Here is a 15,793-nt window from a genome sequence, read left to right as displayed (position 1 = left end):
GCCTCCTTAATATGCTGTACTAATTCACCGAAAGGAGTTGTACTTTATGAGTCATTGCCATTACGATCCGGTTGTGTGCCCGCCGATTCAATTTGTAAATCATCAATTTTACCCACAAGTGGTGCCTGTTGTTCATCCCATTGAAATCATCAATCAGGCGCACGTTGTGCCTGTACCTCACCACGTATTTCCGGTGGTTGTTAAGGACCCTGGTGATCCATGCTGTCATACTCGCAGTCTTGGGAAGCGGCCTGTCCGTACTAGTTCAAAGCGTTAAGAAGCCTGAAAAAGCAGCCATGGAGAGACCATGGCTGCTTTTTCTAAAAAGAGATATCCTAGATTTCTAGTTTTTTTAAGATGGATTTTAGCTTTTCACTTAGGTGCTGAGGATAGAGCTGCAGGGGAACATATGGACGTTGTGCTGCTTTCAATGCTTTATACACGTCGATTTGACCATAACCGAAATATTTGTCATGGCCTGGTGTGCCTAAATCAATGACGTTGTCCCTCATTAAATCCATAACCTCTTTATTGGTTAGATCAGGGTTAATGGATCGAATCAGGCCAGCAAGCGCTGATACATGTGGACTGGCCATTGAAGTACCTGACAGCGCAGCATATTGATTTCCAGGATACGTACTGGCAATACTTGCGCCTGGAGCCATGACGTCCACGTAATCACCATAGTTAGAAAAGGATGCACGGTGCATAGAAGAATCTGTAGCGGAAACGGCAAATACTTCAGGATACGCTGCTGGATAACCAGGTCGCTCTGTATTATCATTGCCTGTGGCTGCAACCAATACAACATCTTTGTCATAGGCATATTTGATCGCATCATGCAAAAATGAAGCTTGCGCATAGTTGCCCAAGCTCAAATTGATGACCTTGGCCCCGTGATCAGCTGCCCATATAATACCTTCTGCAACCGAGTAAGTTGTACCAGATCCCGATTGGTCAAGTACCTTGACCGGCATGACTTTGTTGTACCATGTCATACCAGCGACTCCCTCACCATTATTTACGAGCGCGGAAATGATACCGGCAACGTGCGTTCCGTGACCGACGTCATCATAAGGTTTCTCAGACGGTTTTACTACGTTGCGTCCCGGAAGAATCTGACCCTTCAGGTCGGGATGATCCATATCTACTCCTGTGTCTACGACAGCAACAATTACATCCTTGCTGCCTTTGCTTAATTTCCAACCTTTGTTGGTTTCGGTAGCAGGTAGGTTCCATTGATACCGAGAAAAGAGCAGATCATTGGGAATAGTGCTGTCCGCTTTGATAGGCGCTTTTTCATTGGTCAGATACATATAGTGAGGCTCAGCATAAAGTGGGTTCCACTTTCGTGAAAAATATTGCTTTAGCTCTTTAAAGTTCATCTTATCCGAATGAAATACATAAGTATAACCAAGCTTGCGGCCTGGTTCACAGTGCAAATCTGACGCAATTTCCTGCAATTGTCGTGCATCAGGATTGTGACGGAAGCGAACGACAATTTCGTTTTCAAAATAATGGCTCGCATTTTCGTTGTCGTGACCCGTCTTGACAGTGATATCGTGCAATGTGTCGGGATGTACGGATTCAATTTTGTAGCTTCCTTCTTTTGGATAGGGAATCAAGCGCAAATTCTTGCGCTGATGCTTCTCCACGTCACGCAATACTTGCTGACTGACGAGGGCAGCAACGCCGCATGTTCCGTCCCCGGATGGTTCACCCATGACAAAGTATTTACCGCCTTCCACCTGAAAAGCAGTGGATTCGTAGGATTTGTTCTGCATGACAGAACGACGAGCTGCAGCCAAGCTGCTTTGGATTTGAGGATGGTTCAGCAGACTTGTCTGTGCTTTGTCGCCTGTGTAGGTGCTAGTCTTCCCGTCCCTAGTGTGAATCCACTGGAGCGTATGAAGATGACTGTGTGATTGCTGCAATGTGTGAGTAAACTTTCTTTTCTGATCGGCAGTTTTACCATTAAGCTCCCGCATTACGTATTGAATGTCCTGCCTTGCGTCCATCCGTGTGAGGGTATCTGTAGCGGACAGGTCTGAAGCCAACATTCCTTTTTTGAGCTGATGTTCTTGCTGAGGTAACATTTTGGTCGTATATTCGGGCTGCGGTGTGTGGCGGTGATCACGGGAAGGTAGCATCAGTGTGATGAGAAGCACTCCGGCAGCTGCTCCGAGCAGGGGTTTTAACCATTTTCGCCGAGACATGGAACCGTCCTCCTTGAGTATTCATAAATTTATGGTTTAGCGTGAGGAGGTTGGCATGTTTTTATACCTTTCAATGCTTATTTGTGGTAGGATAAATACTGAAAATTACAGCTCTTTCGGTTAGAAGGGACAATTTTCGGGTAACCAAATTGATGAACAAGCAACAAATAAGGGGGAGCTGCCTTGATGTCAGCAGTCAACGTACAAAAATTATGTGAGTCGGCGCAGGAGAAACTGAAAAATGCCGTGAAACGTGTGGAAACATTCCTCAATGAGCATGCTTTGCCACAATTGGCTGTGGATAGCAGTGAGGAGTCCGTACTTTTTTACAAAGGTTTTTTGTCGGACCTTCGCCATGTCCTTGTTTTCTCCGAAGTATCCTATGAAAAGCTGGGTGTGGCTTTGCGCCGTGCCAACTTTGACGTCGATTTTGCGGAAAAGGCATTGTATAACGTATACCATGACTGCGTGAACAGCTTTTTTTATCCCAAAAATGAATCTTACGCAGAGGACGGACGCTATGCTTATACGGGACAAGATGCTATCCGTTTCCGTAAAACGCCAGTGCCAGCCGCACGCGAAGTGATCATGGACATTACGAAAAACTTTGAAGAATTGCGTGATGACCTGACTTATTATGAAAGTGATTATTTGACACAGCGTCGGATGCAGACTCGCCGTACTCATGCCTAAAGCATTCAACCAACAACTTCCATTTCTAATCAAAAACTAAAACAAGACAAGCAAGCCGTTTTCTACTTGTTTCCTGCCAGACTGGAGGAGGCGAAGGAAAGCGGCTTTTTTCGTATGTCACCAACTGCCATATGTCATGAACGCATAGGTGTAGTGCAGTGGGGGGACAATGAATCCGAGGTGATGATCATGAGCCAAGAGGCCAAGCCAATCGTAAAATGTAGCGTAGCCAATTGCCATTATTGGGGAGAAAACAACTTTTGCAAGGCAGATTTGATCATGATTGAAGTAGACGGTCATGCCGAGAAGAAATTTAAAGAAGAATACGCGGGGGAAAGCTTTAGTTCAGAAGAACGTGATAAGGCTGCTTCGTCTGCCGCAACCTGTTGCCACACCTTTAAGCCGAAGTCCCTGTAAATTTATAATTCGATTGATTTCACATTTGGAGGTGCCGTAATAATGGAAGATCATACAAACGACAAGCATAAGCATGAGGACCCTGTTAGCCGCCAACGTGTAGATTATCCCCGTCACGTTCAGGAACGCTCTGCCAAGCGTCATCATCGTGAGGAATATGCAGCAGAGGTTGCGCCTGGCTCGCCAGTGGCGAACCGAAATGAGGATAAGGGTCAAGATCAGGTTATCAACAATAGTGGCCGCATTTCCGGCTATGTTGGGCTCGCTGCTGGTATCGCATCCTTGTTTATGTGGTCTATTGTACTGGGACCCCTTGCTGCAGTGTTAGGTTTTTTTGCTTATGTGAATGGAAGTAAAACCACTGGCATTTGGTCAATAGGCCTTGGTGCACTGGCAACATTGAGTTATTTTGCTTTTATCCCGTTTGTGCGTTAACCCTGCTGGGTAAAGGTTCTGTTATCTTCTGTATATATCTGAGGAAGATTATCCTAGTGATATAATTACATTAAGCTAATTTCTAAAGCTCCGTTGTCTTTTCGACAGAAACGGAGCTTTTTTTCATTGAAAAGTATGGAAGTACATAGTAAAAAGTTGTATCATATCAATAACGACAAGCTATTTGGGATATAACAACAATAGAAAGTTGGGAACACCACATGCAAATTGATCCGCGCGTGTCCAAGTCCATGTTAGACATGCAGCTGTTAAATAATATGAGTGCTACGACCCAGACGGGTACAGCGGACGCTTTTTCTGGATTACTGGAACAAGTAGGTCAGCTGGAAACAGATGATGCTGTCACTCAAGAAAATTCAGGCGATGTTACCAGAGATGAGAACGGCTTGCTCTGGCTTCAATTGGGACCCTCGAGAGGAACGGCTTCGCCATTGACAGTCTATCCTGCTTCTTCCAATACAGCAACGGATGGACCTACAAAAGCTACAGCGTATGATAGTTTGATTAATGAGGCTAGTCAGAAATACGGCGTTCCAGTAGCTTTGATTAAAGCAGTTATTGATACAGAATCTTCATTTAATCCATCAGTTACTTCTTCAGCGGGAGCCAAAGGACTTATGCAGTTGATGGACGCCACAGCTCAAGGTCTAGGAGTTAGTGACCCCTATGATCCTGCACAAAATATTGACGCTGGTGTACGCTACTTGTCTTACCAGATTAAACGTTTTAACGGGCAGGAAAATATGGCGCTGGCTGCATATAATGCAGGTCCCGGACGAGTGCAGCGGCTTGGTGTAAGTACTGATGAGCAGTTGATGTCTGTACTGAACAAGCTTCCGGCCGAAACACAACGATATATTACCAAAATTCAGAATGCACGTGAAAAATATACGATCTAAGCCCTACAGCTTATGGCATAAAAGTGCGTAATTCAAATTAGATGAGGTCCGCAGGCAGGATCAATATGGGGAAAGGGTGTCGCTGTAATGAAGCGGCCTTTCCCTGTTTTGGTCTTTTTTTGTTGTAGCAGTTGCGGGGCAGAAAGGGGAGTTTAATGAAATATTTTGATTATGCAGCGACAACTCCGCCTTTTGAAGAGGTGATTACAACCGTTGCCGAGGTAATGAGGCGCCATTATGGCAATCCGTCTTCCATGCACCGATATGGAGAAGATGCAGATAAGTTGATCAAGCGCTCGCGCGAAGTATGTGCCACAGCTTTAGGAGTATCTCCTTCGGAGATTGTCTTTACATCCGGGGCAACGGAAAGCAACAATCTTGCCATTAAGGGAGCGGCTTTGCAGTATCAGACCAGAGGCAAACATATCGTTACTGTATCGACAGAGCACCCGTCTGTGTATGAAGCATGCAAACAGTTGACAAATTTGGGTTTTGAGGTTACTTTTCTGCCTGTAGACGAGGAAGGTCATGTGAGTGCCGAACAGGTTTGTGCAGCTGTTCGCAAAGATACGATTTTAGTCAGTATTATGCATGTCAATAATGAGACGGGAAGGATCCAACTGGTGCATGATATCGGAGCTGCGCTGAAGAAACAGTTCCCTCGTGTCCTGTTTCATATTGACGGTGTGCAGGGGTTTGGAAAGCTGCCTGTAGATATCCGGGGCTGGCAGGCTGATTTGTATAGCCTTTCAGCGCATAAGCTGCGGGGACCCAAAGGAGCAGGATTGTTATTCGTTCGGGAAGGTGTAGAGCTTTTCCCCTTGCTTAGTGGTGGTTCTCAGGAGCAAGGGGTTCGTGCAGGTACCGAAAATGTGCCGCTGCTTGTCGGTATGTCCAAGGCGGTACGTTTGGCGGGCGAACGACAAGCAGAGACAGCACAGCGCATGATCGAGTGGAGAGAACGGGTAGCCGCAGAAGTGAAAACAATCCCGCAATTGCGGCTGAACAGCGGGGAAGAAGCGCCCCATATTGTACACTTTTCATATCCAGGCATGAAGGCCGAGGTGCTGCTGCATACGCTGGAGCAATTGGGTGTGGCGGTGTCCACCAAATCGGCTTGCTCTTCAAGATTAGCCGAGCCCAGCCGTGTCCTGCTGGCAATGGGCCGCAATGAGGCCGAAGCATCCGGCGGCATTCGTATCAGCTTTGGTGATGAACATACGGAGCAGGATATCGATGAGCTCATACTCGCACTTCGACAAGCTGTAGCCAAGCTGGAATCCCTTGAAAGGTGGAAACGTTAAAATGCACTATGATATGCTGTTGCTTCGCTTCGGTGAATTTACATTAAAAGGGAAGAATCGCGCTCGTTTTGAAAAGGCTGTACTGAAACATGTAAAGCTGCTGCTGAAGCCGTTTCCAGGTGCTTCACTGCGCAAGGAATTTGGACGGATTTATGTGGTTCTCGGAGGAGAGCCTTATGAACAGATCATTCAAGTGTTGCAAAAGGTGTTTGGCATCACGACGATCAGTCCTGTCAAAATGGCTCCTGTTGAGCTGGATGCTATCATTGAGAGCGCTGTGGCTTTAATGCATGAGCTGAACGTGGACGAGGGAACGACTTTCAAGGTCAATGCTCGCAGAGTATGGAAAGGGTTCCCCCATTCTTCACAAGAGATGAATCACTTAATTGGTTCTCCTATATTGCGGAAGTTTCCAGCGCTGAGGGTCGATGTGCGTCAACCTGATATTGAGTTGCGTGTGGAGGTAAGAGAGCAAGCGGCTTATATTTTTAGTGATGTTATTATGGCTGTAGGGGGCTTTCCGTTAGGAACGAATGGCAAAGCAATGTTGCTGCTATCTGGTGGCATTGACAGCCCGGTCGCAGGATGGTCATCCATGCGTAGAGGTTTGGAAATCGAATGTGTTCATTTCTATAGCTATCCCTTTACAAGCGAGCGTGCGAAAGAGAAGGTTATTGACCTGGCAAAAGTATTAGCAGGCTACGCGGGTCAAATCAAAATCCACCTCGTACCGTTTACAGAAGTCCAGACGGCCTTTACACGTACCGGTCAGGATAATTTAATTATTACGTTAATGAGGCGGTCAATGCTGCGAATTGCAACGATGCTGGCAGAGAGAGAAGGGGCCCTGGCACTCGTGACGGGCGACAGTCTGGGCCAAGTTGCTAGTCAAACGTTATCCAGCATGAATGTGATTGGTCGTTCGACGGAACTCCCCTTGCTGCGACCTCTTGTCATGATGGATAAGCAGGAGATTACAGAAATCGCGAAGCAAATTGGCACCTACGATTTATCCATTCTCCCGTATGAGGATTGCTGTACATTGTTTGTTCCCAAATCTCCCACGACCAATCCAAATTTGTGGGTAGTTCAAAAGATTGAAGCCTCTATTCGAGATTTAAATACTTTGATCGATCAGGCTGTAGCTACAACGGAGACAATTGTCCTTGAGGCAGGCGGAGCTGTAGAGGGGCGTAAAGAGGAAGTTATACAGGAAGAATGGTTTTAACTAAAAAAGGCAGACTCGCAACAATGTTGGGTCTGCCTTTTTTAGTTGCGTGGGTTCTTTTGAAACCTGTTTAGACGGCTTTTTCTCGACGGGATACTGCTCTGCGATTTTGAAGATATCCTGTGAGCAAAATACCAGCCATTACGGTGACAATAAACAAGATACGGAGTGCCGGATGCTCTGTAAAATAGGGCTCCAGCTTACGTTCCTCGGTGATCATATTAGAGGCCGTATAACCAAGCACAGCCGATCCTAAATAGATAATCCAGGGGAATTTATTGATCAGCTTGATAAAAAGAGTGCTTCCCCATACAACGATTGGCACACTGATTAACAGGCCTAGCACTACAAGTAGCAAATGCTGCTGGGCGGCGCCAGCAACAGCAATCACGTTGTCCAGACCCATAGCTGCGTCGGCGACTATAATGGTGCGAATAGCACCCCATAGCGTGGTTCCAGCTTTAACTTCGGTATGGTCCTCTTGGTCCACGAGCAGCTTATACGCGATCCAGATTAGCATCACACCCCCGATGAGTAACAACCACGGTACTTGGAGCAACCATAGTACCACAATAGTGGCTGCTATACGGATAAGCAGGGCACCACCAGTACCGTATAGAATCGCTTTTTTTTGCGTTGCAGGAGGCAGCTTTCTGGCGGCAAGTCCAATGACAATTGCATTATCGCCTGCGAGCAAAAGATCAATAAATATCACATTAAGCAGTAGCCAAAAGAACTGAAGTCCAGACATTTCAATCGTTCTCATCTCCCTGATTAAACAACCTCAAAACATTGCATGTTGTTTATGTTAATACCCGTTTATCGGAAATACGATTCATTATATTGCTGTTTGTTATTGGATTCAAGGTTTATACTCAACCAATTTGCCGTTAGTTATTACTAAATGAAGAATTATTCGCGAAAAGCTTGCAAGCATAGCCTCGTCCGATTACGCATACATGTAGGATGGGGGTGTTTGTACATATGGAGCATGTCATTTTGCTGTTGAAAATATTAATGATTAATCTTGTGCTAAGTGGTGATAATGCAGTTGTTATAGCTATGGCGAGCAAAAACCTGCCTGCAAGGCAGCGAAGTCAAGCGATATGGTGGGGGGCAGTCGGTGCGGTTCTTCTACGCTGTGTGTTGACTTTCATAGCTGTTATTTTGCTGGGTATACCCTTCATTCAGGCGGCGGGTGGTTTACTTCTGTTATGGATTGCGTTTAAGCTGCTCTATGAGAATGATGATCATGCGGGGGTAAGGGCTGAAGCAACCATATGGAAGGCGATACAAGTGATACTCGTAGCAGACTTTGTCATGAGTTTGGATAACGTATTAGCTATTGCAGCTTTAGCTAATGGAGACATTGCTATTATTGTCATTGGTATTGCGATTAGTATTCCGATTGTTGTCTGGGGCAGCAATGTGATAGCAATCTGGCTTCATCGGTTCCCGATCCTTGTTTTGCTCGGATCGGCCATCCTGGCCTTCACGGCAGGAGAAATGCTACTGCGTGATCCCAAATTGGGCATATGGTTAACAAGCATGGGCGAGGTCATGCATGCGTGGTTACCGGCTTTGTTGGCCGCAGTAGTTGTCATAGCAGGAATATACCAGCACCTACGTGCCCGTCATATTTGAACGTGGTTTTTTTGGAAAACATCGGCTAAACTAGACATAGGGTTTTGCGAATGCCGGGGAGTCTGCTCGGTTTTTGTAAAAATTCTATATTCATAAAAGTGTACTTAAAAACAACTATATTTAATGACACAAAAACAAATCCAGCAAACAAAGGAGACCACGATGAATTCCGGAAAAGAGCGTATGATCGGAGTAGGCATTGTTGCCGTAGGACTGATTATTTTGTTGGGCAAATTAGGGATATTTTCCTTCTTGGGACGAAACCTTTGGCCCTTGCTGATTTTAATACCAGGAATCGTGCTGCATGTAATGTACATGATGCGCAGAGTATCACCTTTTATGTTGCTGCCAGCAGGAATTTTGTCGGTATACGGCTTCCTCTTTTTTCTCTGCAATACTTGGGGATGGCATTTAATGGCCTACTTATGGCCCTTGTTCCTTCTGGGTATAGCGATTGGATTATGGGAGTATGCCATTAATGATAATTCGCTTTCTCGCAATGTATATACAGGGGGCGTACTACTAGGCTTGATATCGGTAATTTTATTGATTATTACCTTGCTGAGTACGGGCATTATGTATATTATTGCCGTTTTACTGATCGGAGCTGGAGTCTGGCTGGTCGCCGGCAACCGTAGCAAACACAAATGGTAAACCGACAAGCTGTGCAGATTTCATGGCGGTAAATTACGGTACAGGCAATAATGTCTTGCTTTATGACATATTTCTACTATAATATAAGGGATATGATAAGAGCGTCGGAATGATTTCTGACGCTTATTTTAAGGTTTTCACGCGAATCGGAGAGAGAAGCTGTCTGTATAAAGCCTGAAACATATAGAAGGCTGGCAGGGAGTGGGCCTAAAGAACGATTGTTAGCCTTGGAATGAGCACTGCTTCAGGATAGAGACACTATTTTGATATACGGAAAGGATATGGATACAAACCATGCATGCAAGAGAGAACATTCGCAATATTGCGATTATTGCCCACGTCGACCACGGAAAAACGACACTTGTCGATAAGCTGCTTCAACAGTCCGGAACATTTAGAGAACACGAGGCTGTTCAGGAGCGCGCCATGGACTCCAACGATCTGGAGCGTGAACGCGGTATTACGATTTTGGCTAAAAATACAGCTATCACTTACAAAGATTACCTGATTAACATTGTAGATACACCGGGGCACGCCGACTTTGGTGGTGAAGTGGAACGGATTATGAAAATGGTTGACGGAGTTTTGCTCGTCGTTGATGCTTACGAAGGCTGCATGCCGCAAACAAAATTCGTATTGCGTAAAGCGCTGGAGCAAAATCTGACGCCTATCGTTGTAGTCAATAAAATTGACCGTCCGGCAGCTCGTCCGGCAGAAGTTATTGATGAAGTACTGGATCTGTTCATCGAGCTGGGCGCAAATGATGATCAATTAGAATTCCCTGTTGTGTATGCTTCGGCGTTGAACGGAACCTCCAGCTTGGACCCTGAGAAGCAAGATGACAACATGCAAGCATTGTACGAAACAGTGGTAGAGCATATCCCAGCTCCAACTGAAAAAGTAGATGAGCCTCTTCAATTCCTCGTAACATTGATGGACTATAACGAATACCTGGGCCGAATTGCAGTAGGTCGTGTGAACCGCGGTATCATCAAGCAAGGACAAGCGGTCACAGTTATCCAACGTGATGGCAGCAGTAAATCTGCTCGTATTGAGAAGCTGTTCGGCTTCCAAGGACTGAAACGGATTGAAACGGATCAAGCGGGCGCGGGTGACATTGTTGCGATTGCGGGGATTAAGGACATCAACATTGGTGAAACCATTGCCGATCCTAATCATCCTGAGGCGTTGCCTGTACTGAAAATTGATGAGCCTACACTGCAAATGACCTTCTTGGTTAACAACAGTCCATTCGCAGGTCGTGATGGTAAGTGGGTAACATCCCGTAAATTGCGTGAGCGTCTTCTGAAAGAACTCGAAACAGATGTCAGCTTGCGTGTTGATGAAACCGATAGCCCGGATGCCTTTATTGTGTCTGGACGTGGTGAATTGCATCTGGGAATCCTGATTGAAAACATGCGCCGTGAAGGTTATGAACTGCAAGTGTCCAAACCGGAAGTTATCGTCAAGGAAATTGACGGTAAGAAAATGGAACCAATTGAACGTCTCCTCATTGATATTCCGGAAGAAAGCATGGGCGCAGTTATGGAAAGTCTGGGCTCCCGTAAAGCCGAAATGGTCAACATGATTAATAACGGCACCGGACAAGTTCGCTTGGAATTCCTGATTCCAGCACGTGGTTTGATCGGTTACACTACAAACTTCCTGACTTTGACTCGTGGTTATGGTGTAATGAACCATGCATTTGACAGCTATGGACCATTTGTTGGCGGTCAAGTGGGTGGACGTCATCAAGGTGTACTTGTATCTACAGAAAACGGCACCTCTACATTTTATGGTATGCTGGGCGTAGAAGATCGCGGTATTTTGTTCTTGGAGCCAGGAACTGAAATTTATGAGGGCATGATCGTTGGTGAGCACACACGTGATAACGACATTGTCGTTAACATCTGTAAAGAAAAACAATTGACCAACGTTCGTTCCGCAACAAAAGACGATACGGTTAAATTGAAAACACCTGTTATCTTCTCATTAGAGCAGGCGCTTGAATATCTGAATGATGATGAGTATTGTGAAATTACGCCTAAATCCATTCGTTTGCGTAAAAAGATCTTGAACAAAGGTGAGCGCGAGCGTGCGGAGAAACAACGTAAGACAGCACAAGCAAATATGTAATTAATTGGATGGTCTTTAGCCACAGCGGCGACACCTGGGAACGGGATGCGCCGCTGTATGTGTTTTAGGATTGTAAACTTGGAGAAAGCTATATTTCTCAAAACGCAGGAAAAGGTGTTGAAGCATGAGTAATCTTTCGAACGGATTGCCTCCCCGGACACAAAGTGGGAAAAAATCCGCCAAGCCGAAAAAAACGAAAAAGAAAAAAAGCTTTTTCAGATCGTTTATGAAGTTTGTCTTATTTCTGCTTATTATAGGGATCTTGGCGGCAGCTGGTTATACCTACTATATTTACAATCAGGTAGAAGATGTTTTGGATACTGGAATCAACAAGGAAGTACCCAAAACGCAATTGGCTGAGACTAAGCCTTTGACTATCTTATTGCTTGGAACCGACTATCGGCCTGACCATCCAACTTATTTGTCAGACGTTATTATGGTAGCTACATTGAATCCTAATACTAAATCGTCTACCATTGTGTCCTTGCCTCGTGATACACGTCTGGAAATGGATGGATATAAACCGCGCAAGCTGAATGAGTATTATCCGGTGTTTAAGGCTAGAGAGAAAGAATCTGGCGAAGTTGCTGAAGAGCAAATGAAGAAGATGATCGGCAAATATTTAAACATTAATATTGATTATGTAACGGTTATTAACTTCCAGGGCTTTAGAGATGTTGTAGATAATCTAGGTGGCGTAGATGTCACGGTTGATAAAAACATGTGTTACCGAGACCGTGCTGACGGTACCGATATTAACCTGACAGCTGGGGCCAAGCATTTGAACGGTGATCAGGCTCTTGATTTTGTCCGCTACCGCAAATCGAATTGTCGTCCGAGAACAGCTGAATCTGACGACTTTGATCGCAATCGCCGACAAAATCAGGTACTTCATTCCCTAATTGACCAAATGCAAACCTTCAACGCTTTGACCAAGTTTAGTGCAATTATTAAATCGGTTGATAAGAATATGATGACGGATATCGAATCACAGCAAATGAAAAATATCGTACAAACCTATTGGAATATTTCCAAGCAAAATGTAAAATACACCCCCGTAGCAGGAACGTGGCGTAGCCCTTATGTGTACATTGATGAGCAACAGCTCGATTCGGCCAAACAAGCGCTACAAGAGGAATTAGCCAAAAAAGCAAGCGACAGCACTGAAGCTTCTTCCAATTCCTGAGTATGTATCTTTTTCCCTGCTTATGTTATACTCTCAGCGAGTAAAACTCTTATATAACATAAGGGGGTTGAGGTATGTCTAAATGTAGGGTGAACGCAGTCTAGGTCCAGTGAGAAATCACTGGGCCTTTTGTGTCTAATTTTAAAATGTACAGGCTCTGAGACTATCTTCAGCTAGACTTTTCGTTTCCTTATGCTGTTTTGGAGTTCTTTTTCCAGAGAATCAGCAAGTATTGGGTAGCCGGTGAATAGGTATAGGTATGAAACACGAGATTGTCCACGCCGCTTTGGAGGGGATTTAATGAAGAAAATTTTTGTGCTGGATACGAATGTGCTGCTGCATGATCCGAAAGCCATTTTTACCTTCAAAGAACATGAAGTTATTATTCCAGCTGTTGTTCTGGAAGAAATCGACTCCAAAAAACGCAACGCGGATGAGATTGGACGGAATGCCCGCAATGTATCGCGATTGTTAGATGGGTTGAGAGAAGTGGGTCATCTTCATAGTGGCGTTCCACTTCCCCAAGGGGGGAGGCTTAAGGTTGAGTTAAATCACCGAAGTTTTTTGAAAGTTCAAGAGATGTTCGGGGAGGTTTCCAACGATAACCGAATTTTGGCGGTCGCCTTAAATTATCATTTGGAAGAACAGGAGCAATCTGAACCGCGTTCGGTGGTGCTGGTTAGCAAGGACGTACTGGTCAGGATCAAGGCAGATGTATTGGGGCTGCTGACAGAAGACTACCTGTCCGATAGAACAGGCGATCCAAGTGAATTGTACCCCGGATACTCGGCAATACAGGTGCATCCGTCCATCATAGATGAATTTTACTCTAACCGTTTTTTACCAATCAAACCACTGAAGCTACCTTATACGCTGTATCCACATGAATTCGTTATATTGAAAGATGAAATGGGCACTGGAAAATCGGCACTGCTAAAAGTAAACCAGGAGGCAGAACGATTAGAACCTTTGTACTTAAGCAACGAGTCGGTATGGGGAATCAGCGCGCGTAATGCTCAGCAACGGATGGCATTGGAGCTTTTGCTTAATGATGATATTCCTCTTGTGACGATTACCGGAAAAGCAGGCACTGGCAAAACGCTGCTGGCCCTGGCGGCGGGGTTGCTTAAAGTAGAGGATGAGCACCGCTTTAAGAAACTGTTAATTGCTCGGCCTGTTGTTCCTATGGGCAAGGATATCGGTTATTTACCGGGAGAAAAGGAAGAAAAGCTTCGCCCCTGGATGCAGCCAATCTACGACAATTTGGAGTATTTGTTTGATGCCAAAAAATCAGGCGATATCGACAAAATTTTGATGGGCTTAGGCAGTATACAGGTGGAGGCGCTCACTTATATTCGGGGACGCTCGATACCTGGGCAATTTATCATTATTGATGAGGCGCAAAATTTATCCCGCCACGAAATCAAAACGATTGTGTCTCGGGTAGGTGAGGGGAGCAAGATTATACTGATGGGCGATCCGGAGCAAATTGACCACCCTTACCTGGATGCAGCCAGTAACGGCTTGACCTATGTGGTGGAGCGATTCAAGCAAGAAGGGATTAGCGGGCATATTATGTTGGAAAAAGGAGAGCGCTCCAAACTCGCACAGTTGGCAGCTGATCTGCTATAACCCTAATCGTTATTACAAATTATTAAGACCTCGGGAAGTTCCCGAGGTATTTTGTTTTATATTATAGTAAGAACAATGTAGATGAGCACAACTTACTTAAAGCTTAACTCCAGCTTAACTTCAAGAATACCTTTTAAAGCATGCACTTCTGTGGCTTTAACATATGAAATAAGCTGCTGCGGGTAGAAGCCGAGATCAAAATCTTTTTCCAGCTTGTTGCGAGTCGTGTCTGGAAGTTCCAGTCCATTAAATACCAGTCGATCTACGTGGAATAAAATTGAATTTTTTGGTTCATTCTCTACCGTATAGTGACCTTCTACCCTTAATTTCATCGTTCCTTGCTGACCTTCTACCACAATCCGATCCTGCACAAAGGAGAAATTGAAGTGATTAAATAATTCACTCTCTGACTTTAAAAAACGGTTAAATTCTTCTTCACGAATGCTTATCGTAATCATTTTTCCATTGGTAACCATTGCCCCTTGCTGTTGTTGAATGAATTGGGGCAAATCCTGCATTGCTTGAGCTAATGCTTTAAAGTGCTTATTTACCTCGTATACACCTACATTTTCCCAATAAGCTGTCATCTCGCCAATGAGCTTGCGTAGAGTTTCAGGGTTTTCACTGGCATTAACGCCGTCATTTACACGCGACTGGAGGAGGAGAATCCGTTGACGTTGTGCCAGCAAGTTTGTTTTAACCGTCTCTAATTCCACCGTGGCTTGGGCGACTTGTTGCTCTGTTTTTCGCATAAATTGATAATTGGATTCGTATTCTTGAAGCACATCCTGATCGTGACTAATCAATAATAAATAATAATCATACAAAGAGAGAAGTTGCTTTATACTTTTAGCCCCTAGCACTACACTCAGCAACTTGTCCCTTTCCCCCATATAGTAAGATCGTAGCACGACACCTGCCCGCTTGCGTTGTAGGTTCATTTGCTCCTGTTGGTCAGCTAGACTACTACGCAGTTCCTGCTGACGCTGTAAAAGAGTCTGCTGCTCCTGACTGATTCGCTCGATTTCATGGTCAATCTCTACGATAGACAGGCTATCTTGTAAAATCTGATTTTCTTCAGGAGAGGGAGCGGCGAAAGTAGGAACATATATGGAAGTCAGCATCACCATGAGGGTCAGCAGGGTGCAGATTGCGATTTTTATTCGTGTATTCATTTATTTTCCCCTTTTATGTATTCCAAAAAAGACTAATGGTAATGTATATGATCCTTTTTTGCTCTTTAACCATTCATTTTATTGTACAGCAGTCAGAGCATGCTTGGAACCCGAAACTGTTTACTTCACGTATGAGTTCTGGCAGAAATGGAA

General features: G+C 44.8%; 15 protein-coding genes. 12 read left to right on the top strand and 3 right to left on the bottom strand.

Annotated features, from left to right (window positions below; all coding sequences use genetic code 11):
• Positions 1-46 precede the first annotated feature (46 nt).
• Entirely contained in the window at positions 47-277 is a 231-nt protein-coding gene (locus tag FKV70_RS18400; RefSeq protein ID WP_081276747.1) for a hypothetical protein, read from the top strand.
• A gap of 58 nt (positions 278-335) precedes the next feature.
• On the opposite strand, the gene FKV70_RS18395 is transcribed toward FKV70_RS18400, so the two are convergent.
• Positions 336-2,216, bottom strand: coding sequence for a S8 family peptidase (locus FKV70_RS18395; RefSeq protein ID WP_063210111.1), 1,881 nt, complete (start codon positions 2,214-2,216; stop codon positions 336-338).
• A 186-nt stretch (positions 2,217-2,402) separates the two neighbouring features.
• Between FKV70_RS18395 and FKV70_RS18390 the strand changes: the two genes are divergently transcribed.
• The 6 genes from FKV70_RS18390 (at position 2,403) to thiI (ending at position 7,213) form a co-directional block, all read left to right on the top strand.
• Entirely contained in the window at positions 2,403-2,909 is a 507-nt protein-coding gene (locus tag FKV70_RS18390; RefSeq protein WP_063210112.1) for a YpuI family protein, read from the top strand.
• A 189-nt stretch (positions 2,910-3,098) separates the two neighbouring features.
• Entirely contained in the window at positions 3,099-3,326 is a 228-nt protein-coding gene (locus tag FKV70_RS18385) for a DUF1540 domain-containing protein (protein WP_063210251.1), read from the top strand.
• Between the two features lie 42 nt (positions 3,327-3,368).
• The gene (locus FKV70_RS18380; protein WP_142613765.1) at positions 3,369-3,761 is read left to right on the top strand and encodes a hypothetical protein; all 393 of its coding nucleotides are present in this window, start codon (positions 3,369-3,371) and stop codon (positions 3,759-3,761) included.
• 221 nt (positions 3,762-3,982) lie between these two features.
• A complete protein-coding gene (locus FKV70_RS18375; protein ID WP_142613764.1) occupies positions 3,983-4,681 on the top strand; it encodes a lytic transglycosylase domain-containing protein in 699 nt (232 codons plus the stop codon).
• A gap of 155 nt (positions 4,682-4,836) precedes the next feature.
• Positions 4,837-5,985 carry a cysteine desulfurase family protein gene (locus FKV70_RS18370; RefSeq protein WP_142613763.1) on the top strand — a complete coding sequence of 383 codons (1,149 nt, stop codon included), beginning with the start codon at positions 4,837-4,839 and terminating at the stop codon, positions 5,983-5,985.
• Position 5,986: 1 nt separating this feature from the next.
• On the top strand, positions 5,987-7,213 hold the full coding sequence (gene thiI, locus FKV70_RS18365) for a tRNA uracil 4-sulfurtransferase ThiI (RefSeq protein ID WP_142613762.1): 1,227 nt from the start codon (positions 5,987-5,989) through the stop codon (positions 7,211-7,213).
• Between the two features lie 70 nt (positions 7,214-7,283).
• Here thiI and FKV70_RS18360 read toward each other — a convergent pair whose 3' ends face one another.
• Positions 7,284-7,964, bottom strand: coding sequence for a TerC family protein (locus FKV70_RS18360; RefSeq protein ID WP_425280367.1), 681 nt, complete (start codon positions 7,962-7,964; stop codon positions 7,284-7,286).
• A 233-nt stretch (positions 7,965-8,197) separates the two neighbouring features.
• Here FKV70_RS18360 and FKV70_RS18355 point away from each other — a divergent pair, with 233 nt between their 5' ends.
• The 5 genes from FKV70_RS18355 to FKV70_RS18335 all read left to right on the top strand — a co-directional run bounded on the left by FKV70_RS18355 (position 8,198) and on the right by FKV70_RS18335 (position 14,465).
• Positions 8,198-8,857, top strand: coding sequence for a TerC family protein (locus tag FKV70_RS18355; protein WP_142613760.1), 660 nt, complete (start codon positions 8,198-8,200; stop codon positions 8,855-8,857).
• A 162-nt stretch (positions 8,858-9,019) separates the two neighbouring features.
• Complete coding sequence (locus FKV70_RS18350; RefSeq protein WP_142613759.1) at positions 9,020-9,511, top strand: hypothetical protein; 492 nt, start codon at positions 9,020-9,022, stop codon at positions 9,509-9,511.
• 294 nt (positions 9,512-9,805) lie between these two features.
• Complete coding sequence (gene typA, locus FKV70_RS18345) at positions 9,806-11,647, top strand: translational GTPase TypA (RefSeq protein ID WP_064796046.1); 1,842 nt, start codon at positions 9,806-9,808, stop codon at positions 11,645-11,647.
• A gap of 124 nt (positions 11,648-11,771) precedes the next feature.
• Complete coding sequence (locus tag FKV70_RS18340; protein ID WP_063210121.1) at positions 11,772-12,833, top strand: LCP family protein; 1,062 nt, start codon at positions 11,772-11,774, stop codon at positions 12,831-12,833.
• A 300-nt stretch (positions 12,834-13,133) separates the two neighbouring features.
• Positions 13,134-14,465: a PhoH family protein gene (locus tag FKV70_RS18335; protein ID WP_063210122.1), complete on the top strand. Its 1,332-nt coding sequence runs from the start codon at positions 13,134-13,136 to the stop codon at positions 14,463-14,465.
• 92 nt (positions 14,466-14,557) lie between these two features.
• Here FKV70_RS18335 and FKV70_RS18330 read toward each other — a convergent pair whose 3' ends face one another.
• Positions 14,558-15,640, bottom strand: coding sequence for a coiled-coil domain-containing protein (locus FKV70_RS18330; protein ID WP_142613758.1), 1,083 nt, complete (start codon positions 15,638-15,640; stop codon positions 14,558-14,560).
• Between the last annotated feature and the right edge of the window lie 153 nt (positions 15,641-15,793).

The sequence above is a fragment of the Paenibacillus ottowii genome (assembly GCF_006874425.1).
GTDB classification, from domain to species: domain Bacteria; phylum Bacillota; class Bacilli; order Paenibacillales; family Paenibacillaceae; genus Paenibacillus; species Paenibacillus ottowii.
Note: the sequence above shows the minus strand (reverse complement) of the source record. Positions and strands in the feature narration are given on the sequence as shown.

Excerpts from the sequence above, each read along its gene's own strand:
- FKV70_RS18400 (WP_081276747.1), top strand. The coding sequence starts at position 47 with ATGAGTCATTGCCATTACGATCCGGTTGTGTGCCCGCCGATTCAATTT.
- FKV70_RS18395 (WP_063210111.1), bottom strand. The coding sequence starts at position 2,216 with ATGTCTCGGCGAAAATGGTTAAAACCCCTGCTCGGAGCAGCTGCCGGA.
- FKV70_RS18390 (WP_063210112.1), top strand. The coding sequence starts at position 2,403 with ATGTCAGCAGTCAACGTACAAAAATTATGTGAGTCGGCGCAGGAGAAA.
- FKV70_RS18385 (WP_063210251.1), top strand. The coding sequence starts at position 3,099 with ATGAGCCAAGAGGCCAAGCCAATCGTAAAATGTAGCGTAGCCAATTGC.
- FKV70_RS18380 (WP_142613765.1), top strand. The coding sequence starts at position 3,369 with ATGGAAGATCATACAAACGACAAGCATAAGCATGAGGACCCTGTTAGC.
- FKV70_RS18375 (WP_142613764.1), top strand. The coding sequence starts at position 3,983 with ATGCAAATTGATCCGCGCGTGTCCAAGTCCATGTTAGACATGCAGCTG.
- FKV70_RS18370 (WP_142613763.1), top strand. The coding sequence starts at position 4,837 with ATGAAATATTTTGATTATGCAGCGACAACTCCGCCTTTTGAAGAGGTG.
- thiI (WP_142613762.1), top strand. The coding sequence starts at position 5,987 with ATGCACTATGATATGCTGTTGCTTCGCTTCGGTGAATTTACATTAAAA.
- FKV70_RS18360 (WP_425280367.1), bottom strand. The coding sequence starts at position 7,964 with ATGTCTGGACTTCAGTTCTTTTGGCTACTGCTTAATGTGATATTTATT.
- FKV70_RS18355 (WP_142613760.1), top strand. The coding sequence starts at position 8,198 with ATGGAGCATGTCATTTTGCTGTTGAAAATATTAATGATTAATCTTGTG.
- FKV70_RS18350 (WP_142613759.1), top strand. The coding sequence starts at position 9,020 with ATGAATTCCGGAAAAGAGCGTATGATCGGAGTAGGCATTGTTGCCGTA.
- typA (WP_064796046.1), top strand. The coding sequence starts at position 9,806 with ATGCATGCAAGAGAGAACATTCGCAATATTGCGATTATTGCCCACGTC.
- FKV70_RS18340 (WP_063210121.1), top strand. The coding sequence starts at position 11,772 with ATGAGTAATCTTTCGAACGGATTGCCTCCCCGGACACAAAGTGGGAAA.
- FKV70_RS18335 (WP_063210122.1), top strand. The coding sequence starts at position 13,134 with ATGAAGAAAATTTTTGTGCTGGATACGAATGTGCTGCTGCATGATCCG.
- FKV70_RS18330 (WP_142613758.1), bottom strand. The coding sequence starts at position 15,640 with ATGAATACACGAATAAAAATCGCAATCTGCACCCTGCTGACCCTCATG.